The organism is Paractinoplanes deccanensis (assembly GCF_016862115.1).
Classification (GTDB): domain Bacteria; phylum Actinomycetota; class Actinomycetes; order Mycobacteriales; family Micromonosporaceae; genus Actinoplanes; species Actinoplanes deccanensis.
On sequence record NZ_BOMI01000092.1, the window covers coordinates 1 to 15,390 of the forward strand.

Consider the following 15,390-nt stretch of genomic DNA (forward strand, 5'->3'; position numbering starts at 1 on the left):
GGCGGGCCAACGCCCAGGCTGGCCGGCAACGAGCTGGCCGGGGCTGGTTGCCACGGACGAGTTGGCCGGGCTGGCTGGCCAACGGACGAGCTGGCCGACGGGACAGGCTCGGCGAGCAGGGTGTTCGGAGCGGCCATGGCCTGGATGTCGGAGCGGGTTGGGTTCAGGCCACCTGGGCGGTTGCTCGGATGGGGTTCGGGCGCTGGTGGGGTGGCTGGCCGCCGCGGAGTTCTGTGACTGTGCCGGGGGTGCCGCTGTGGATCAGGTCCAGGACGGTGGTGAGCACGTCGGCGGCGGGGACAATGAGGCGGTCGGTGGCTACGCACATTGCGCGGACGTCGAAGCGGCTTGCCTGGGCGGCGAGGCTTTCGGTCGCGCGGATCAGCTGGGCCTCTCGGTCGGTGCCCGCGCCGCCGGCTATGACGTTGACGATGGCGCCGCCGCCGCGGGAGCGCATGGGTTCGAGGAGGAGGGTGCTCAGGAGGGTGGCTTCGGTGACGTCGAGGGTGGGCGGCACCCAGGTGTCGGCCTGCGGGTAGCGCTCGGCGATCCAGCCGGCGACGCTGTTGACCAGGACGGCGGGGCCGTCCGGAGAGCCCAGTTCGCCGGCTGCGGCCACGATGCGCTCGACGAAGCCCGGGTCGCGCACGTCGGCAGCCATCGCGCGGGCGGGGACGCCGTAGGCCCATGCCTGTGTCGCGCATGCCTCGGCGCTTTCCGGGTCGGGGTCGACCGCGACGACGCCGTAACCGGCAGCGGCCAGCCCCAACGTGATCGCCCGTCCCAGCCCGGCACCCGCCCCGGTGACGACGGCGATCTCGGTGACCTGGCTGTCGATTCGCGTCGCGGGACCACTGGACGACAGAGCCGACGCGGCGGGGGAAACCGAAGCGACAGCCGGATCGGCCGGCGGAACCGACACGGGCGCGGAGGCGACAACCGCGCCCGGGGGCGGAACCGATGCGGGCGGGGAAGCCACAACCGCACCGGGTGGCGAAACGGGAACCGAAGCCGGGACACGAGCGGGAGGCGGGACCGACACCGGGGCTACGGGATTGCCCGAAACCGATGCCCGTCCCCCGGCGAACTTCCGGTCACGGCCGGGCGGGGTGACGGCCGCCCGGGTGGTGGGCGATGCCGCATCGCCGGACGACTGGGCAGCAGGAGCCGGCTGAGCAGCGGCCGATGGCCGGGCAGCAACAGCCGGTCGGGCTGAGGCGAACCGCCGGGCGGCAGGGGTGGGTGGAACGGGAGCGGGGACGGGACGGGCAGCGGGGACGGGACGGACAGCAGGGACGGGACGGGCAGCGGGGACGGGACGGGCAGCGGAGCCGGCCCCCTGGCGGCGGCGATAGCGGCGTACGGCCGGCACAACCACCGCGGCGGCGACCAGCAGCAGGGCGAGGACGGGCCAGTTCAGCAGGGCCTGGGCTATCTCGGCGAGCGGGCCCTCCGCGAGCGACCCGAAGCCCACCCCCGCCTCCGCGAAGGCGGCGACGATCGTGCCGGCGGCGGCCAGGCCCGTGAAGACGGTGCGGGCGGTTCGGGCGGCTGTCATGCGTACACCCTGGATGGCACCGGCCAGGCACATGCCGGCGGCGAAGAACAGGGGCGGGACGATGATCGCGCTGAAGGGCAGGCCGGGGGCGGTGGAGGCGGCGGCGAGCAGGAGGAGGCCGCACTCGGCGGCGATGAGCAGGCCGAAGCCGACGATCACGCCTACCGGGAAGAGCTGCCAGGGGCGGCGCACCCAGCGGCTCAGGCGGCCCAGCAGGCCGTAGCGGGCGGCGGACGGGTCGTAGCCCTGGCGGCGGGCCATCAGAGCGGAGATCAGCACCACCACGTTCAAGACGGCCAGGATGCCCAGGAAGAAGCCGGTGTTGCCGGGCAGCACGCCGGGCAGCGCCATCGCCAGCAGGAACGTCACCGTGAAGAACGTGGTGGCCGAGCCCAGCGAGAACCAGAAGCCCACCGTCACCGGACGGCGGCCCTCCCAGCGGGTCTCGGCGATCAGGGCAAGTTGCCGTACGTCGAAAGCGTGCCGCACCCCCAGCAGGTAGGCGACGATGCCCACACCCACCAGCCCGCCGCTCAGCGACGCGATCCCCGCACCGTGCAGCAGCGCGACGACCACTGCCATCGCGACGATCGAGCCACGCCTGCCGTTGTCCGCCATGACGATCCCCCTCACCTCTGGTGCACGGGATTCGGAGCCGCCGGCGCCGCGGATGTGTCAGATCGAGGGCGCACCCTGCGCGATGCGGGCCGCCGCCGCGTCACGGCCGCCGGCCGGCGCACCAGACCGGGATCGGCGGCGCTCCCCAGCGGTCCCACAACTCCGTCAGCGTGCCGAGCCGCTCGTCCAGCCCCCGGCGCCGCGCGCGCAGGTCCGGGTCGAGCCCGAAATCGGCGTACTCCCGGTCCATCGATCCCAGCGCGGCCGGCGCCGCCGTGTCCTGCGCGACGTCCTGCACCTGGCGGCGCGGCAGGGCACCGGTCAGCACGATCCGGATCCGGCTGGTGGACGCGGCGATGGCCGAGGCCGCCACGACGGAACTGGTCACCGGCCAGTCCCGCTGGTGACAGAGGAGATGATCCCAGAGGTGTACGCCGTCCCAGCCGCGTTCCTCGACCGCGACCGCGAGATCCGGCAGCGCCCGGACGTCCCCGAACTCCCCTACCGTCGGCAACCCGACGGCGTGCTGCACGACACTCATGTGCCGGATCGTGCCAGAAGGACGCGATCGAGCACCGGCTCGAACCCGGGAGCGCCGGCGCCCAGCACGAGGACGTCGCGGGCGTGGGAGCGGGCGGCGGCGCAGGCGGCCTCGAAAGCGGCGTGCGGGCCGCCGGCGGCGTAGACCGGGCCGACGCGGACCATGCCGGCGACCGTGGGGCTGCTGCCGGCCATGGCCACGGGCACGCCGTCCACCTCCCACAGCGTGATGCCGCCGCGGGCCAAGGGCTCGTCCACCACGTACGCCTGCTCGGTGGGGTCGTCGGGAGCCTCGGCCATCAACCGGTGGAACCACTCGGCCAGCAGCGGGCGGTCGGACGGGACGGCGATCCGGGCGCGGCCGGGCACCGGCGGGATCGGTGGCGCCTCGCGGAGCCGATGCACCGTGACGCGGAAGATCTCGCGGTCGAAGCCGGGGATCAGGCCGGCCGTCCGCGCGTCCACCCCGAGGCGGTCCGCGCCGGGCAGGGCGTACGGCAGCTCCTCGATCGCCGCGCGCGGCAGGCACGACAGGATCGGCGGGTGCGCGGGCGCCCGCAGGAACGCCCCGGTCACGTCGCCGCCGCCGGAGCGCCACCAGCCGTAGAGCTGATCGGGGGCCGTGCTGGGCCGGGCCGTCAGGTAGGCGGCCTCGGTCAGCAGCAGCGTGTGGTCGACCGGCCGGGCCGCCAGGAACTCGCCCGCCGCGGCGGTGAGCTCGCGCACGTCCCGCGACGTCGACCAGGCCACGGTCAGGCGGACTCGCGGATCGCCTCGACGAAGACCTCGGAGCGGTGCTCGAAGTTGCGGAACTGGCCGTAGCTCGGCGCGGCCGGCGAGAGCAGCACGGCGCCGCCGGACGGGGTGAGCTCGCGCGCCAGCCGTACCGCCGAAGCGAGGTCGTCGGCCAGGTGGGTGTCGACGCCGGGGAGACCGGCCAGCTCGGCCACGATGCGGGGGCCGCTGTCGGGCAGGCCGATCACGGTGAGCCGCTTGTCGCGCAGGAAGTCGCGCAGCGGCGAGTAGTCGAGGCCGCGGTCGTTGCCGCCCACGAGCACGGTCAAGGGCCGGCCCGCGTACGCGTCGATGGCGTGCATGGTCGCGTAGGGGCTCGTCGAGAGCGTGTCGTCGACGAAGGTGACGCCGGACGGGTCCTCGATCTCGGCGAGCCGGTGCGGCAGGCCCTCGAACGCGGCGACCGCCTCGGCGAGCACGTCCTTCTGCCCGGGCACGTCGAAGCCGAGACCGTCGAGCACCGCCAGCGCGACGCAGAGGTTGCGGCCGTTGTGCGCGCCCTTGAGCCGGAGCACCGACCGCGGGAAGAGCGGCTCGTCCGAGCAGTAGACCGTGTCGTCCTCGATGCGGAAGCGCGAGTCGCCGGCCGCCGCGGGCACCGGCGGGAAGCCGTTCGCGTCCGTGACCCCGCGGATCTCGTCGCGCAGCCGCTCGTCGGCGCCGTTCACGACGATCAGGTCCGGGTTGTGCCGCAGGATGTTGAGCTTGTCGCGGTAGTACTCGCGCTCGCCGCCGTGCGCGTCCAGGTGCTCGGGGAAGAGCGAGGTCACCACGGCCACGCGCGGCGAATCGGTGAGGTCGGCGCACTGATAGCTGGAGAGCTCCAGCACGTACTGCTCGGCCTCGGGCAGATCGAGCAGCGGTACGCCGATGTTGCCCCCGAACACGTTCGGCCGGCCGGCCGCCGCGAGCAGGTGACTGATCAGGCTCGACGTGGTGCTCTTGCCCTTGCTGCCGGTGACGCCGATCGTGCGCTCCGCGTGATCGGCCATCCAGAGCGCACTACCGCCCGTGACCGTGACGCCGCGCTCGCGCAGCGTGGCCATCCAGGGGTGGGTCTGCGGCACACCGGGCGACCGGACGACCACGTCGGCGCTCACCAGGGCCGGGAAGGCGTGATCGCCACCGGCCAGCGGGGCGAGGTCGGCCAGCGGGGACTCCCACGGCACGGACAGGAAGTTGGCGCTGTCGTCGACCGCCATGAGGCGCGACGGGCCGTGCGCGGCGATCGCGGTGACCGCGGCCCGCCCCTCCCGGCCGGTGCCCCACACCGCCACCGAGCGGCCCTTCAGGTCTGCCAGGCGCACGTCGTCCCCTCCTCGATGAGTCGCACTAGTATTGCCGGTCGGTCCCACGACAGGAGTTTCCGGGTGCAGTTCGACGTCATGCGCTTCCCCTCGTACGCCTTCGACCCGTCGACCGGCGTCGCGACGTTCGACTACGTGCTCGACGGCCCGTCGCCTCTGTCGTTCACGGAGACGATCACGCTGCCGGTGCCGCCGGACGCCCGCGAGGTCCCGCCGGCGCTGCACCGCGTCCTCGATCTGCTGCATGTCGTGGCCGGGGTGAGCTACTTCAAGGTCGGCGCGCCCCGCCGGATCGTCGCCCCCAAGCCGGTGCCCCCGGCGGCCGCCGAGTTCTTCACCGCGGTCTACACCAAGGGCATGGCGGAGTACGCGTACCGCAACCAGCTGCCGCACGTGCTCGAGGCGGTCGTCGAGGTGCCCGGCGGCGCTGTCCTCGCCGACAAACAAGACAACTCGGGCGGCCGCCCCCTGTCCGCTGTCGGCGGCGGCAAGGACTCGATCGTCACCCTGGAGATCCTGCGCGCGGCCGGGCTCGACCCGGTGCCGTTCTCGGTCAACCCCAACCCGGTCATCAAGAACGTGAACGCCGCCTCGGGCCTCGATGCGCTCGCCGCCCGCCGGCAGCTCGACCCGCGCCTGTTCGAGCTGAACAAGGCCGGCGCGCTGAACGGCCACATCCCGGTCACCGCGATCAACTCGCTGATCGCGATCGCCACCGCCGTCTGGCACGGCCTCGGCCCGGTCGTCATGTCGAACGAGCGTTCCGCCTCCGACCCCAATCTGATCTGGAACGGTCACGAGGTCAACCACCAGTGGTCCAAGGGCGTCGCGGCCGAGGGCCTGCTGCGGGCCGCGGTCACCGCGCACGCCGGCCTCACCGAGCCCTACTTCTCGCTGCTGCGCTCGCTCTCCGAGCTGCACATCGCCCAGCTGTACGCCCGGCACGACCGCTACGACGACGTCGTCACGAGCTGCAACAAGGCGTTCAAGCTGCACGACCCGACGGCCCGCTGGTGCGGTGACTGCCCGAAGTGCCGGTTCGTCTTCCTGGCGATGGCCCCGGCGATGGACCGCGCCCGGCTGACCCGCATCTTCGGCAAGGACCTGTTCGCCGACCCGGCCCAGATCCCCGGCTTCCTGGAACTGCTCGGCATCGACGCGCACAAGCCGTTCGAGTGCGTGGGCGAGGTCGAGGAGTCGCTGGTGGCGCTCTCCATGCTGGACGACGACGCGCCGGTGCTGGTGGCGCTGCGCGAGGCGGTGCCCGCGTCCGCGTGGGCGGCGGCGTCCCGCGACGACGTGCTGACGCCCGGCGGCCCGACGTTCGTTCCGGCGGCGTACGCCAAGGTCCTGACCGATGCCCTCTGACGGCGCGATCTACGTCGGCAAGGCTGACGTAGACGCCCCGGAGGAGAAGGGCTGGCTGCTGGGCCACTTCCGCCCGCCGGACGACCCGCGCCACAGCGCCGAGGTCGAGGTGAAATGGGGCCGCCACCCCAAGGGCGACCGGCGCGCGCAGTGGGTGACGGGCGAGCAGCGCACCGCCCTGCTCATGCTGATCAGTGGGCGCTTCCACGTGGAACTGCCGGACCGCACGGTGGTCCTGACGGAGCCGGGCGACTACGTGATCTGGGGACGCGGCGTCGACCACTCGTGGGTGGCCGAGGAGGAGTCGGTGGTGCTGACGGTGCGGTGGCCGTCCATTCCGGGGTACGCGGTACCGCAGCCGGCTTGACACCTCGTTCGCCGGGCGGGCTCACTCCGGCGGGTCGTGGTGGACCTGGTCCGGGGCGACGCCCAGCTGGTGCAGGGCCGCGGTGGTGGCCGCGAGCATCAGCGGCGGGCCGGCGAGGAACACGTCGTGACCCGACCATTCGCCGTAGGCGGCCACGGCGTCGGTGACGAGGCCTGACGCGTACGGGCCCGGGTCGCCCTCGGCGACGACCGGCACCACGGTCGCGCGGCGGGCGGCCCGCGCGATCTCGGTGAGCTCGTCGATGTCGTACAGCTCGCTCAAGGTCCGTACGCCCCAGAACAGCACCGCCGACCGCGGGTCGTCCGTCTCGGCCAGCTGCGTGAGCAGCGCCTTGAACGGCACCACGCCGGTGTCGCCGGCGATCATGAGCAGGTTGCGCTCGGGGTCCGGCGGCAGCGTCATCGCGCCCTCCGCCCGGCTCAGCCGCACCCGGTCGCCCACCCGGGTCCGGTGCACGAGCGCCGCGCTGACGCCGGTGGCCGTTTTCGCCCGTACGTGCAGCTCGACCACGTCGTCGCGCGCCGGCGCGCCCGCCAGCGAATAGGGCCGCCAGATCGCGGGTAGTTCCCGCACCTGGATGCGCGCGTATTGCCCGGCTCGGAACGGCATGGGCAAAATCGGTCTCAGCCGTACGACGGCCAGGTCCGACCGCCGCAACTGGTGCTCGACCACGACCGCGTCCCACACCGGCGGCGCGTAGGCCGCGGAAGCTCCACCATGCACAATCCATTCATAGGCGTGCTGCCACGTCGACCGCCAGGCCACGTCGAAGTCCTGCCGCCACTGCCCCGCCGACATGCCCGCCCGCATCGCCTCGGCCAGCGCCGCGCCCACGAGCTGAAGCTGACCCGCCTTGACCCCGCAGGCCGCCAGCGCCGCACCGAGCCGCCCGCACCCGTCCACCAGCACCGGCGGCCGGTCCAGGTTGTGCACCAGCCACGTCACGGCCGCCGCGAGCTGCGCCGTCTGCGTGGCGGCACCACCCGGCAGCGTCGCGAGCAGCGACGGATGCGCCTGCAACAGCGCCGCCCGCAGCCGCGCCGCCACCTCGTGCGGCCCACCCGCGAAGGTCAGGCTCGTGCCGAGCATCCGCTGCGTCTGCCGCAGAAGCGCGTCGTCGGCCGGGTCCATGCCGTCCCCGGCGTTACCCCGCCGCGCCGAGACCAGCGGCGGCATCACATGCGGCAGGTCCATGCCGGGAAGCCGCCGCAGCCCTGGCCGCCCGGCCGGAGCGTCATGCTCCCCACTGGCCCACCGAGGCCGGGCCCCTGCCCCCGCAGCACCGCCGAAGGGAGAACGAGTCCCCGCACCACCTCCGAGCGAAGAACGAGACTCAGCATTACCCCCGAGCGAAGAACGGGTCCCAGCACCGCCGCCGGAAGGAGCGCCGGTCTCCGTTCCTGTGCCATCGCCCAGGATCGGCCGCGCCTCGACTTCGGACTGTCCCTCGCCGACAGGGCGCACCGACGACCCCGGCCGGCGAACGGGCAACCCCGCGAACCGATTCCGATTGGGCCGCCCCACGACCTCGGTCCCACCCTCGGCGTCGAAACCCCCGGCCTCGGTTCCACCGGACAGCTCGAAACCACTGCCACCCTGCCGTCCGAGCGGTGACGCGTCGCCCGCCTCATCGGCCGCCGCGGCGTCGCCGAACAGGCCGGCATCACCGCGGCTCCCGCGACCACGCTCGGAGTCTTCTATCAGCCGCCGGTCACGGGGGCGAGCCGATACGGGCCTGATCGGGCTTTTGTCCCAAAAGCTGCGCCCACCCATCGGTACGTCCGTGCGCGCGCCCGGCTGGTCGTCGAAGTGCGGCGGCTCGCCGGCGTCCGCCATCGGCGACGGTATGACGTGTCCCCCGCCCCGGGGTGGCCCACCGCCGGGCCGCTCGAAGGGCAGGGGACTCGGCTGATCGGATTCGGTCACGGCGGGCTGAGGAGCGGCGGGCTGAGGAGTGGCGGCCTGAGGAGCGGCCCACCGCGGACGAACCTGGCCGGGCCCGCCCTCGATCACCGGGTGCGGCGGCCCCGCGGGCAGCCCCAGCCGAGACGTGCCGGGCGGGAGGGCGTTGTGCGCCTCGCCGGGCGGAAGCGCGGGATGCTCTCCTTCAACCGCGCCGCTCTCGCCGCCCGAGACCCGGCCCGGCCCATGAGACTCGGCTCCGCCGTGGCCCGGAGGGCCGGCTCCGTGTCCGGCACGGCCGCCGAGCTCACCCGCCAGCTCGGTCAGCGCCGCCGCGGTGTCGGCGACGCCGGCGGCGACCGCGTCCGGGGCGGCCTGGCGCAGCCGGATCGCCCGCAGCAGCGCCAGCAAGTGCTGGTCCGCCCCGGAACCCGAGCCCGACCCGGACGACACCTCGACACACCCCCGCTGAGCGGATCCCCCGATCAGTTCCACGGTACTGCGGCAAACCACCGCATTTCGGCACTACTCCCCAACGCCCGGCAGGCGACAGCGCCGGGCCAGGCGGCCGCGGAGGGGACGGCGACAAACGCGGAGCGCGATCAGGGCATGGTGGCGGCCATCCGCGTGACCGCGTCGGTGAGGATCTCGGGGCTGGTGGCGAAGTTGAGGCGCACGTAACCCGACCCCACCGCCCCGTAGCGGGTCCCCGCCTCCAGCGCCACCCGCCCCTTCGTGAGGAAGTGGTCGCGCGGCTCGGCGTCGCGCCCCAGCACCGAGGCGTCCAGCCAGGCCAGGTACGTCGCCTCCGGCGGGGTCCAGCTCAGCTGAGGCAGGTGGTCGCGCAGCAGGTCGCCCAGCTGGGAGCGGCGCCCCGCGAGGGTGGAGAGCAGGTCGGCCAGCCACGCGTCCCCCTCGGTGAAGGCGGCTATCGAGGCCAGGACGCCCAGGTGACCCACGCGATCGTCCGGGTCGGCGGGGAAGCGGGACACCACCTCCGCCATGCGGGAGCCCGCGGTGACCACCGCCGCGCATTTCAGGCCGGCCAGGTTGAAGGCCTTGCTCGCCGAGACGACGCTGACCGCCACCTCGGCCGCGCCGGGGACGGTGAGCAGTGGGGTGAACACCGCGCCGGGCAAAGTCAGCGGGGCGTGGATCTCGTCGCTGATCACGGGCACCCGGTAGAGGCGGGCCAGGCGCACCAGTTCGGCCAGCTCGCCGGCGGTGTGCACGCGGCCGACGGGATTGTGCGGATTGCAGAGGACGTACGCGGCCGGGTGGGTGGCGAACGCGGCCTCCAGGGCGGCCAGATCGAGGCGATAGCCGGAGTCGTCGCGGGTCAGCGGCACCTCGACGATCCGCCCGCGGGTCTCGGGCACCCAGTCGAAGAACGGCGAATAGACCGGCGGGCTGATCACCACGGGGTCGCCCGGCCGGGTCAGCGCGCGCAGGAGCTCCACCACGCCCACGCCGACGTCGGTGACCGCGGTGACGCGGCCGGGGTCGATCTCCCAGCCCCACTGTCGGCCCGCGAAACCCGCCAGCGCCTTGCCCAGCTCCGGAGTGGACGCCGGATATCCCATGTCGCCGCGGCGCACCGCCTCGGTGAGCGCGGCCGTGACGGGCGGGGCGAGGCCGTAGTCCATCTCGGCCACGAACAGCGGCAGCACGTCGTCGGGAAAGGTCCGCCACTTGGCGCTGCGCCGCCGCCGCAGCTCGGCCAGCGGCGCCACGTCCAGCTCGCTCATGGGTCCATCCTGGCTCGCGGGTTGCGCAACCGGTAGACCACGGAACGCCTCCCGTCCAACCGCCCCGCCACCGCCCGCCGTGCCACCGGCGGAGCAGGAGGCGTTCAGTGCGAAGCATGAGGCGGCCTGGACCACGGATTTCTGTGAATCGGCTGCGAGCTTGCCGGGTCTTTGCAAGGCTGCTGCAAGGATTCCCGGCGGCGCCCCCGGCCGTTCGGCTCGAGCCGACGCGAGGGCACAGCCATGACCATCAGCCATCACCGCACGGCCAGCGGGCGACCGCTGCGGGTCTCTCCGGCGTGGGTCGGGGCCGCGAGCCCGGCCGCCGGCTCCGCGGGACACGATCATGTCCTTCCGGTACGGGAGGCCGTCTGGGTCTGGAGCGTGCGCCGCTACGCCCGGCTCGCGTTGTGGGCGCTGCCCGCGGCCGCCCTGCTCTACGGCTGGACCACGCTCGGCATCGACACGCCGCCCGGTCCGCTCCTCGTCGAGCTGGCCGCGAACTGGCTCGGCGCCGTCGCCATGATCGGGCTCGCCGGGCTGCTCGCCGGCACCCGCAGCCGCCGCTCGGCGCTGACCGGGCTGCTGCTGGGCCTGGGCGGCACGATGCTGACCCTGCCGATGGCCGCCCTGCCGGAGGGCACCGTGGCCGCCGGCAGCCCGCTCGCCGCCGAGCAGCTGCACCTCGTCGCGGTGACGGCCGCCGCCACGGCCGGTGCGGGCTGGGCGGTGCTGGGCTGGGCGGTGTTCCGCTCGCGCCTCGTCAACCCCGCTGACGGCGTACTCCTGATGCTCGCCGCCGTTGCCCTGGGAGCGGGTGCCGAAGCTCCACGGCCGCTGCCGACCGTGGGTGCCCTGCTGCTGCTCGCCGCCGGCACCGGGCTCGCCTGGACGGGTGGCCGTCTGATCCCGAAGACCTGAGTGGCATGCTCGCTCCAGGAGAAGGGAGCGGGCATGACAAAGGTGGTCGCGGACATCTCGGTGTCCTTGGACGGGTTCGTCACCGGCCCCGGCCCGAGTCTCGACAACGGGCTCGGCACCGGCGGGGAGGCGCTGCACCGGTGGGTCTTCGAGGGCGACGCGATCGACCGTGCCGTGCTCCAGGAGACGACCGACGCGACGGGTGCCGTGGTCATGGGCCGCGCGCTCTTCGACATCGTCGACGGCCCGCACGGCTGGAGCGACGAGATGGGGTACGGCGCGGGCCTCAACGCCGCTCCCCCCGTGCTGGTGGTGACGTCCAATCCCCCCGATCATGTACGCCTGGGCGAGCGCTTCAGCTTCGTCGTCGACGGCGTGCGCAGCGCCGTGGCCAAGGCGACCGTGCTGGCCGACGACCGCGACGTGGTCATCATGGGCGGCGGCGCCGTGATCCGGAGTGCGATCGAAGCCGGCGTCGTCGACGAGCTGCGGCTGCACCTGTCCCCCGTGCTGCTCGGCGCGGGCACCCCGCTGTTCGACGGCGCCTCGCCGCGGCAGCTGCGCCAGATCCACGTGCGCGCCTCGGGCCACGCCACCCACCTGACGTACCGGGTGGACTGACACCTGTGATTCACGAGATCACCGACCCGGACGACGAGCGGCTGGGCGACTACCACGCGCTGACCGACCTCGAACTGCGCACGAAGTGGGAGCCGCCGAACGGCCTGTTCATCGCCGAGGGCGAGCTGGTGCTGCGCCGGGCCCTGCGCGCCGGCTACCGCCCACGGTCGTACCTGATCGACGCGAAGCGCACCGGCCAGATAGCCGACCTGCCCGGCGACGCGCCCGTCTACGCGGCGGTCCCGGCGGTGCTGGAGAAGGTCACCGGCTTCCACGTGCACCGGGGCGTGCTCGCGTCGTTCCACCGCAGGCCGCTCCCGTCGGCTCTGGAGGTGGTCGAGACCGCTCGCCGCGTCGCGGTCCTGGAGGACGTCAACAACCACACGAACATCGGCGCGGTCTTCCGGGGCGCCGCGGCCCTCGGCATCGACGCGGTGCTGCTGTCGCCGACGTGCGCCGACCCGCTCTACCGCCGCAGCGTGCGGGTGAGCATGGGCGAGGTCTTCGCCGTCCCGTACGCGACGCTGGAGCCCTGGCCGTCCGGCCTGCAAACCCTGCGCGACGCCGGCTTCACCGTGCTGGCCCTGACCCCCGACCCCGGCGCCGTGGCCCTGCAACGACTGTCCCCGGCCCAACGCGAGCGGACAGCCCTGCTGCTGGGCGCCGAGGGCCCCGGCTTGTCGAAACACGCGATGGCCGCCAGCGACATCCCCGTCAAGATCCCCATGCGCCGCAACGTCGACTCCCTCAACGTCGCCGCGGCGGCCGCCGTCGCCTTCTGGGAGCTGGGCCGCGACGACCCGGAGATCTAACGCCGGGCCGCCTTACGCCGCTTCTCCTCGGCGTCGGCGATGCCGTGGGCGACGGCCGTCCGGATCACCCGATACAGCACGGCCACCCCCAGCAGCCAGAACAATGCCGACCCGATGGTGATCTCCCCATCCACGGCACGAGACTAGATCATCGTGACCGCCGGCAACGCCGACTCCGCGCTTCCCCGCGGAGGGGGAGGGTGTGGCAGGGTCGTCGCCGTGGAGCGATTGATCGACTTGGGTGACGGGGTTCTCTGGGCCGAGGACACCGGCGGTGACCTGCCGCCGGTCGTGCTGCTGCATCCGGGAGTCGGCGACGCGCGCATCTGGGATCCGGTCTGGGAGCGGCTCCGCGGGCAGCACAGGCTGATCCGCTACGACGTGCGGGGCTTCGGCCGGTCCGCGCCGCCGGCCGGGCGGTTCTCGCGGCTGGACGATCTCCGCCGGGTGCTCGACCTGCTCGACGTCGGGCCGGCGTTGTTCGCCGGGTGCAGCATGGGCGGCGGCACCGCGCTCGATCTCGCCCTCGCCGAGCCGGATCGGGTCCGCGGGCTGGCGCTGGCCTGCCCCGGCATCTCCGGCGCCCCGGCCGTGCACGACCCGGACGACGAGCCGGACAGCCCCGATCCGGACGTCTTCGTCGAGCAGGGCGTCGCCCGGTGGGCGCGGGCCGGGCGCGACCCGCTCGTCGTCGACCTGCTGCGTTCGGCGGTCCGCTTCTGGCTCAACGGGGGCGGCGCTTTCCTCGCCGGCGACGGCGACGCGTGGTCCCGGCTGGAGGAGGTCGCCACGCCCAGCGTGCTGCTGCTCGGCGAGCTGGAGCGCCCGTCGTTCGTCCCGGCCTGCGTCGAGGCGGCGCGGCGCATCCCCGGCTGCCGCCTGGTGCGCCTGCCCGGCGCCGATCACTTCGTGCCGCTGCGCGCGCCCGACGCGATGGTGGAGGCACTGCTCTCCCTGCCCCGACAGGGACAAACCCTCGGAACGGCGGCGCCGCATGGTCATTCGCGGCGGCCGTAGGCCGACACGGCCAGCGGGCAGAAGACCAGGAAGATCGCCGCGCACCAGATCAGCGTGGTGGTGATCGAGTCGCCGGCCGGCGTTCCGTTGAGCAGAGCGCGGCAGGCGTCCATGGCCGCGGTCACCGGATTGAGGGTCACCCATGCCTGGAGCCAGCCCGGGAGGCCGGCGGCGGGCGTGGCGAGGCTGGTGCCGAGTTGGAGCGGCAGGAAGGTGAGGAAGCTGAACGCCAGGACGGCTTCGGCGCTCTTGAGCGCGACGCCGAGGAACACGGTGATCCAGCTGAGGCAGAAGCCGAACAGAACGGCGAGGCCGATCGCTGCGAGGGCCGGCGCGAGCCCGCCGTCGCTGCGGAACCCGAGGGCCGTTCCGATCAGGTACAGGATGGCGACGGCGGCCAGGTAGCGGACGATGTCGGCGAGCACGGAGCCGAGCAGGGGTGCCAGGCGGCTGATGGGCAGGCTGCGGAAGCGATCGGTCACGCCGTTCTTGAGATCGATGTTGATGTTGGTGCCGGTCGAGACGAGGCCGGTGAGCCCGGCGCCCATGACGAGGATGCCGGGAAACAGGTATTGCAGATAGTCGCTGGTCGCGCCGGCCAGCGCATTGCCGAACAGAGAGAGGAAGAGCACGAGGAACAGGGCCGGCGTGACGACGCCGTTGACGACGGTCCCCGGGTTTCGGGAGGTTTTCGCCAGGCTGCGGCGGGCGAGGACGAGGCTGTGCCGCAGCCACCGCGGTGACCGGTGCGGCGATGCCAGGACATGGGTCGGCGTTGTCATGATTGCGGCCTTTGCGGTGCGGGGACGATCGCGGGCGTGTGTGTCAGCGCGAGGAAGACCTCGTCGAGGCTGGGCAGCCGGAGCGAGAGCTCGCTGACCTCGACGGCCTCCCGGTGCAGCTGAGCGGTGATCCGGACGAGGTCGTCGTCGCGGGTCACGGGTACGGCGAGTTGATGCCGGGCCGATCGTTCGGGCTCGCGGCCGGTGACGCCGGCGAGGACGGCGGCGGCCCGGCCGGCGGCGGCCGGATCGCTGACCCGCACGGTCACGGTGTGCCCGCCGACCTGTCGCTTCAGCTCCGGCGGGGTGCCGGCGGCGACGACCCGCCCGTGATCGATGACCACGATGGTGTCGGCGAGGGCGTCCGCCTCTTCCAGGTACTGGGTGGTCAGCAACACGGTGACCCCCTCGGCGCCGAGGTCACGGATCATCTGCCACAGTTCCTCGCGCTTGCCGGGATCCAGCCCGGCGGAAGGCTCGTCCAGGAAGACGACTCGGGGCCGCCCGACGAGGCTCACGGCGAGGTCGAGGCGGCGGCGCATGCCTCCGGAGTACGTGGCGACGCGCCGGGTGCCGGCCTCGGTCAGGCCGAATCGGGCGAGCAGCTCGTCGGCCCTGCGGGCGGCGTCGCGCCGGGGCAGGTCGAGCAGCCGGCCGATCATGATGAGGTTCGCCCTTCCGTCGATCTCCTCGTCGACGCTGGCGTGCTGCCCGGACAGCGCGATGTGGCGGCGAACCTGTGCCGGTTGGCGCGTCACGTCGTGACCGGCGACGCGAGCCGTTCCGGCGTCCGGCCTCAGCAGGGTGGCGAGGATGCGGATGAGGGTGGTCTTGCCGGCGCCGTTCGGGCCGAGCAGGCCGAGGACCTGGCCGCGGGGCAGGGCGAGGTCGACGCCGTCGAGGGCGGTCGTGCGGCCGAAGCGTTTGGCGAGCTCGTGCGTTTCCAGACCATAGTCGGCCACCGGACCTCTTCCCTCTCGGATGCTCACGACTTTCCCATGCCCGTGACTTTC

Annotated in this window: 15 protein-coding genes; 6 read left to right on the plus strand and 9 right to left on the minus strand. The window is 73.4% G+C overall.

Going from position 1 to position 15,390, the window contains the following annotated elements; translation table 11 throughout:
- Positions 1 to 163: 163 nt before the first annotated feature.
- From Ade02nite_RS23715 to murD, 4 genes are all read right to left on the minus strand, one after another.
- Complete coding sequence (locus Ade02nite_RS23715) at positions 164 to 2,176, minus strand: HoxN/HupN/NixA family nickel/cobalt transporter (protein ID WP_203767939.1); 2,013 nt, start codon at positions 2,174 to 2,176, stop codon at positions 164 to 166.
- A gap of 100 nt (positions 2,177 to 2,276) precedes the next feature.
- Complete coding sequence (locus Ade02nite_RS23720; RefSeq protein WP_203767940.1) at positions 2,277 to 2,717, minus strand: LLM class flavin-dependent oxidoreductase; 441 nt, start codon at positions 2,715 to 2,717, stop codon at positions 2,277 to 2,279.
- Positions 2,714 to 3,466 carry a hypothetical protein gene (locus Ade02nite_RS23725; RefSeq protein ID WP_203767942.1) on the minus strand — a complete coding sequence of 251 codons (753 nt, stop codon included), beginning with the start codon at positions 3,464 to 3,466 and terminating at the stop codon, positions 2,714 to 2,716. The genes Ade02nite_RS23720 and Ade02nite_RS23725 overlap by 4 nt, the downstream gene beginning before the upstream one ends.
- A 2-nt stretch (positions 3,467 to 3,468) precedes the next feature.
- Positions 3,469 to 4,818, minus strand: coding sequence for a UDP-N-acetylmuramoyl-L-alanine--D-glutamate ligase (gene murD / locus Ade02nite_RS23730; RefSeq protein ID WP_203767949.1), 1,350 nt, complete (start codon positions 4,816 to 4,818; stop codon positions 3,469 to 3,471).
- Positions 4,819 to 4,896: 78 nt separating this feature from the next.
- Between murD and Ade02nite_RS23735 the strand changes: the two genes are divergently transcribed.
- Together Ade02nite_RS23735 and Ade02nite_RS23740 are read left to right on the plus strand one after the other, a co-directional pair.
- On the plus strand, positions 4,897 to 6,186 hold the full coding sequence (locus tag Ade02nite_RS23735; RefSeq protein ID WP_203768097.1) for a MurL-like N-terminal domain-containing: 1,290 nt from the start codon (positions 4,897 to 4,899) through the stop codon (positions 6,184 to 6,186).
- Positions 6,176 to 6,553, plus strand: coding sequence for a cupin domain-containing protein (locus Ade02nite_RS23740; RefSeq protein ID WP_203767951.1), 378 nt, complete (start codon positions 6,176 to 6,178; stop codon positions 6,551 to 6,553). Before Ade02nite_RS23735 ends, Ade02nite_RS23740 begins: the two co-directional genes overlap by 11 nt.
- 21 nt (positions 6,554 to 6,574) lie before the next feature.
- Here Ade02nite_RS23740 and Ade02nite_RS50355 read toward each other — a convergent pair whose 3' ends face one another.
- Both Ade02nite_RS50355 and Ade02nite_RS23750 read right to left on the minus strand, forming a co-directional pair.
- The gene (locus tag Ade02nite_RS50355) at positions 6,575 to 7,768 is read right to left on the minus strand and encodes an FAD-binding oxidoreductase (RefSeq protein ID WP_275409940.1); all 1,194 of its coding nucleotides are present in this window, start codon (positions 7,766 to 7,768) and stop codon (positions 6,575 to 6,577) included.
- A gap of 1,310 nt (positions 7,769 to 9,078) precedes the next feature.
- Positions 9,079 to 10,224, minus strand: coding sequence for a MalY/PatB family protein (locus Ade02nite_RS23750; protein ID WP_203767958.1), 1,146 nt, complete (start codon positions 10,222 to 10,224; stop codon positions 9,079 to 9,081).
- 243 nt (positions 10,225 to 10,467) lie between these two features.
- Here Ade02nite_RS23750 and Ade02nite_RS23755 point away from each other — a divergent pair, with 243 nt between their 5' ends.
- Genes Ade02nite_RS23755 through Ade02nite_RS23765 form a run of 3 tightly spaced genes read left to right on the plus strand, consistent with a single transcriptional unit; the run spans position 10,468 to position 12,578 of the window.
- A complete protein-coding gene (locus tag Ade02nite_RS23755; RefSeq protein ID WP_203767960.1) occupies positions 10,468 to 11,145 on the plus strand; it encodes a hypothetical protein in 678 nt (225 codons plus the stop codon).
- A gap of 33 nt (positions 11,146 to 11,178) precedes the next feature.
- On the plus strand, positions 11,179 to 11,766 hold the full coding sequence (locus Ade02nite_RS23760) for a dihydrofolate reductase family protein (RefSeq protein ID WP_203767962.1): 588 nt from the start codon (positions 11,179 to 11,181) through the stop codon (positions 11,764 to 11,766).
- A 5-nt stretch (positions 11,767 to 11,771) separates the two neighbouring features.
- On the plus strand, positions 11,772 to 12,578 hold the full coding sequence (locus Ade02nite_RS23765; RefSeq protein WP_379036503.1) for a TrmH family RNA methyltransferase: 807 nt from the start codon (positions 11,772 to 11,774) through the stop codon (positions 12,576 to 12,578).
- On the opposite strand, the gene Ade02nite_RS23770 is transcribed toward Ade02nite_RS23765, so the two are convergent.
- Complete coding sequence (locus Ade02nite_RS23770; RefSeq protein ID WP_203767964.1) at positions 12,575 to 12,712, minus strand: hypothetical protein; 138 nt, start codon at positions 12,710 to 12,712, stop codon at positions 12,575 to 12,577. The two genes, Ade02nite_RS23765 and Ade02nite_RS23770, sit on opposite strands and share 4 nt — an antisense overlap.
- Positions 12,713 to 12,797: 85 nt before the next feature.
- Between Ade02nite_RS23770 and Ade02nite_RS23775 the strand changes: the two genes are divergently transcribed.
- Positions 12,798 to 13,595, plus strand: coding sequence for an alpha/beta fold hydrolase (locus Ade02nite_RS23775; protein ID WP_203767966.1), 798 nt, complete (start codon positions 12,798 to 12,800; stop codon positions 13,593 to 13,595).
- Here Ade02nite_RS23775 and Ade02nite_RS23780 read toward each other — a convergent pair.
- Together Ade02nite_RS23780 and Ade02nite_RS23785 are read right to left on the minus strand one after the other, a co-directional pair.
- Positions 13,577 to 14,377, minus strand: a complete 801-nt coding sequence (locus tag Ade02nite_RS23780) for an ABC transporter permease (RefSeq protein WP_203767968.1) — start codon at positions 14,375 to 14,377, stop codon at positions 13,577 to 13,579. The two genes, Ade02nite_RS23775 and Ade02nite_RS23780, sit on opposite strands and share 19 nt — an antisense overlap.
- A complete protein-coding gene (locus Ade02nite_RS23785; RefSeq protein ID WP_239169002.1) occupies positions 14,374 to 15,339 on the minus strand; it encodes an ATP-binding cassette domain-containing protein in 966 nt (321 codons plus the stop codon). Before Ade02nite_RS23785 ends, Ade02nite_RS23780 begins: the two co-directional genes overlap by 4 nt.
- Between the last annotated feature and the right edge of the window lie 51 nt (positions 15,340 to 15,390).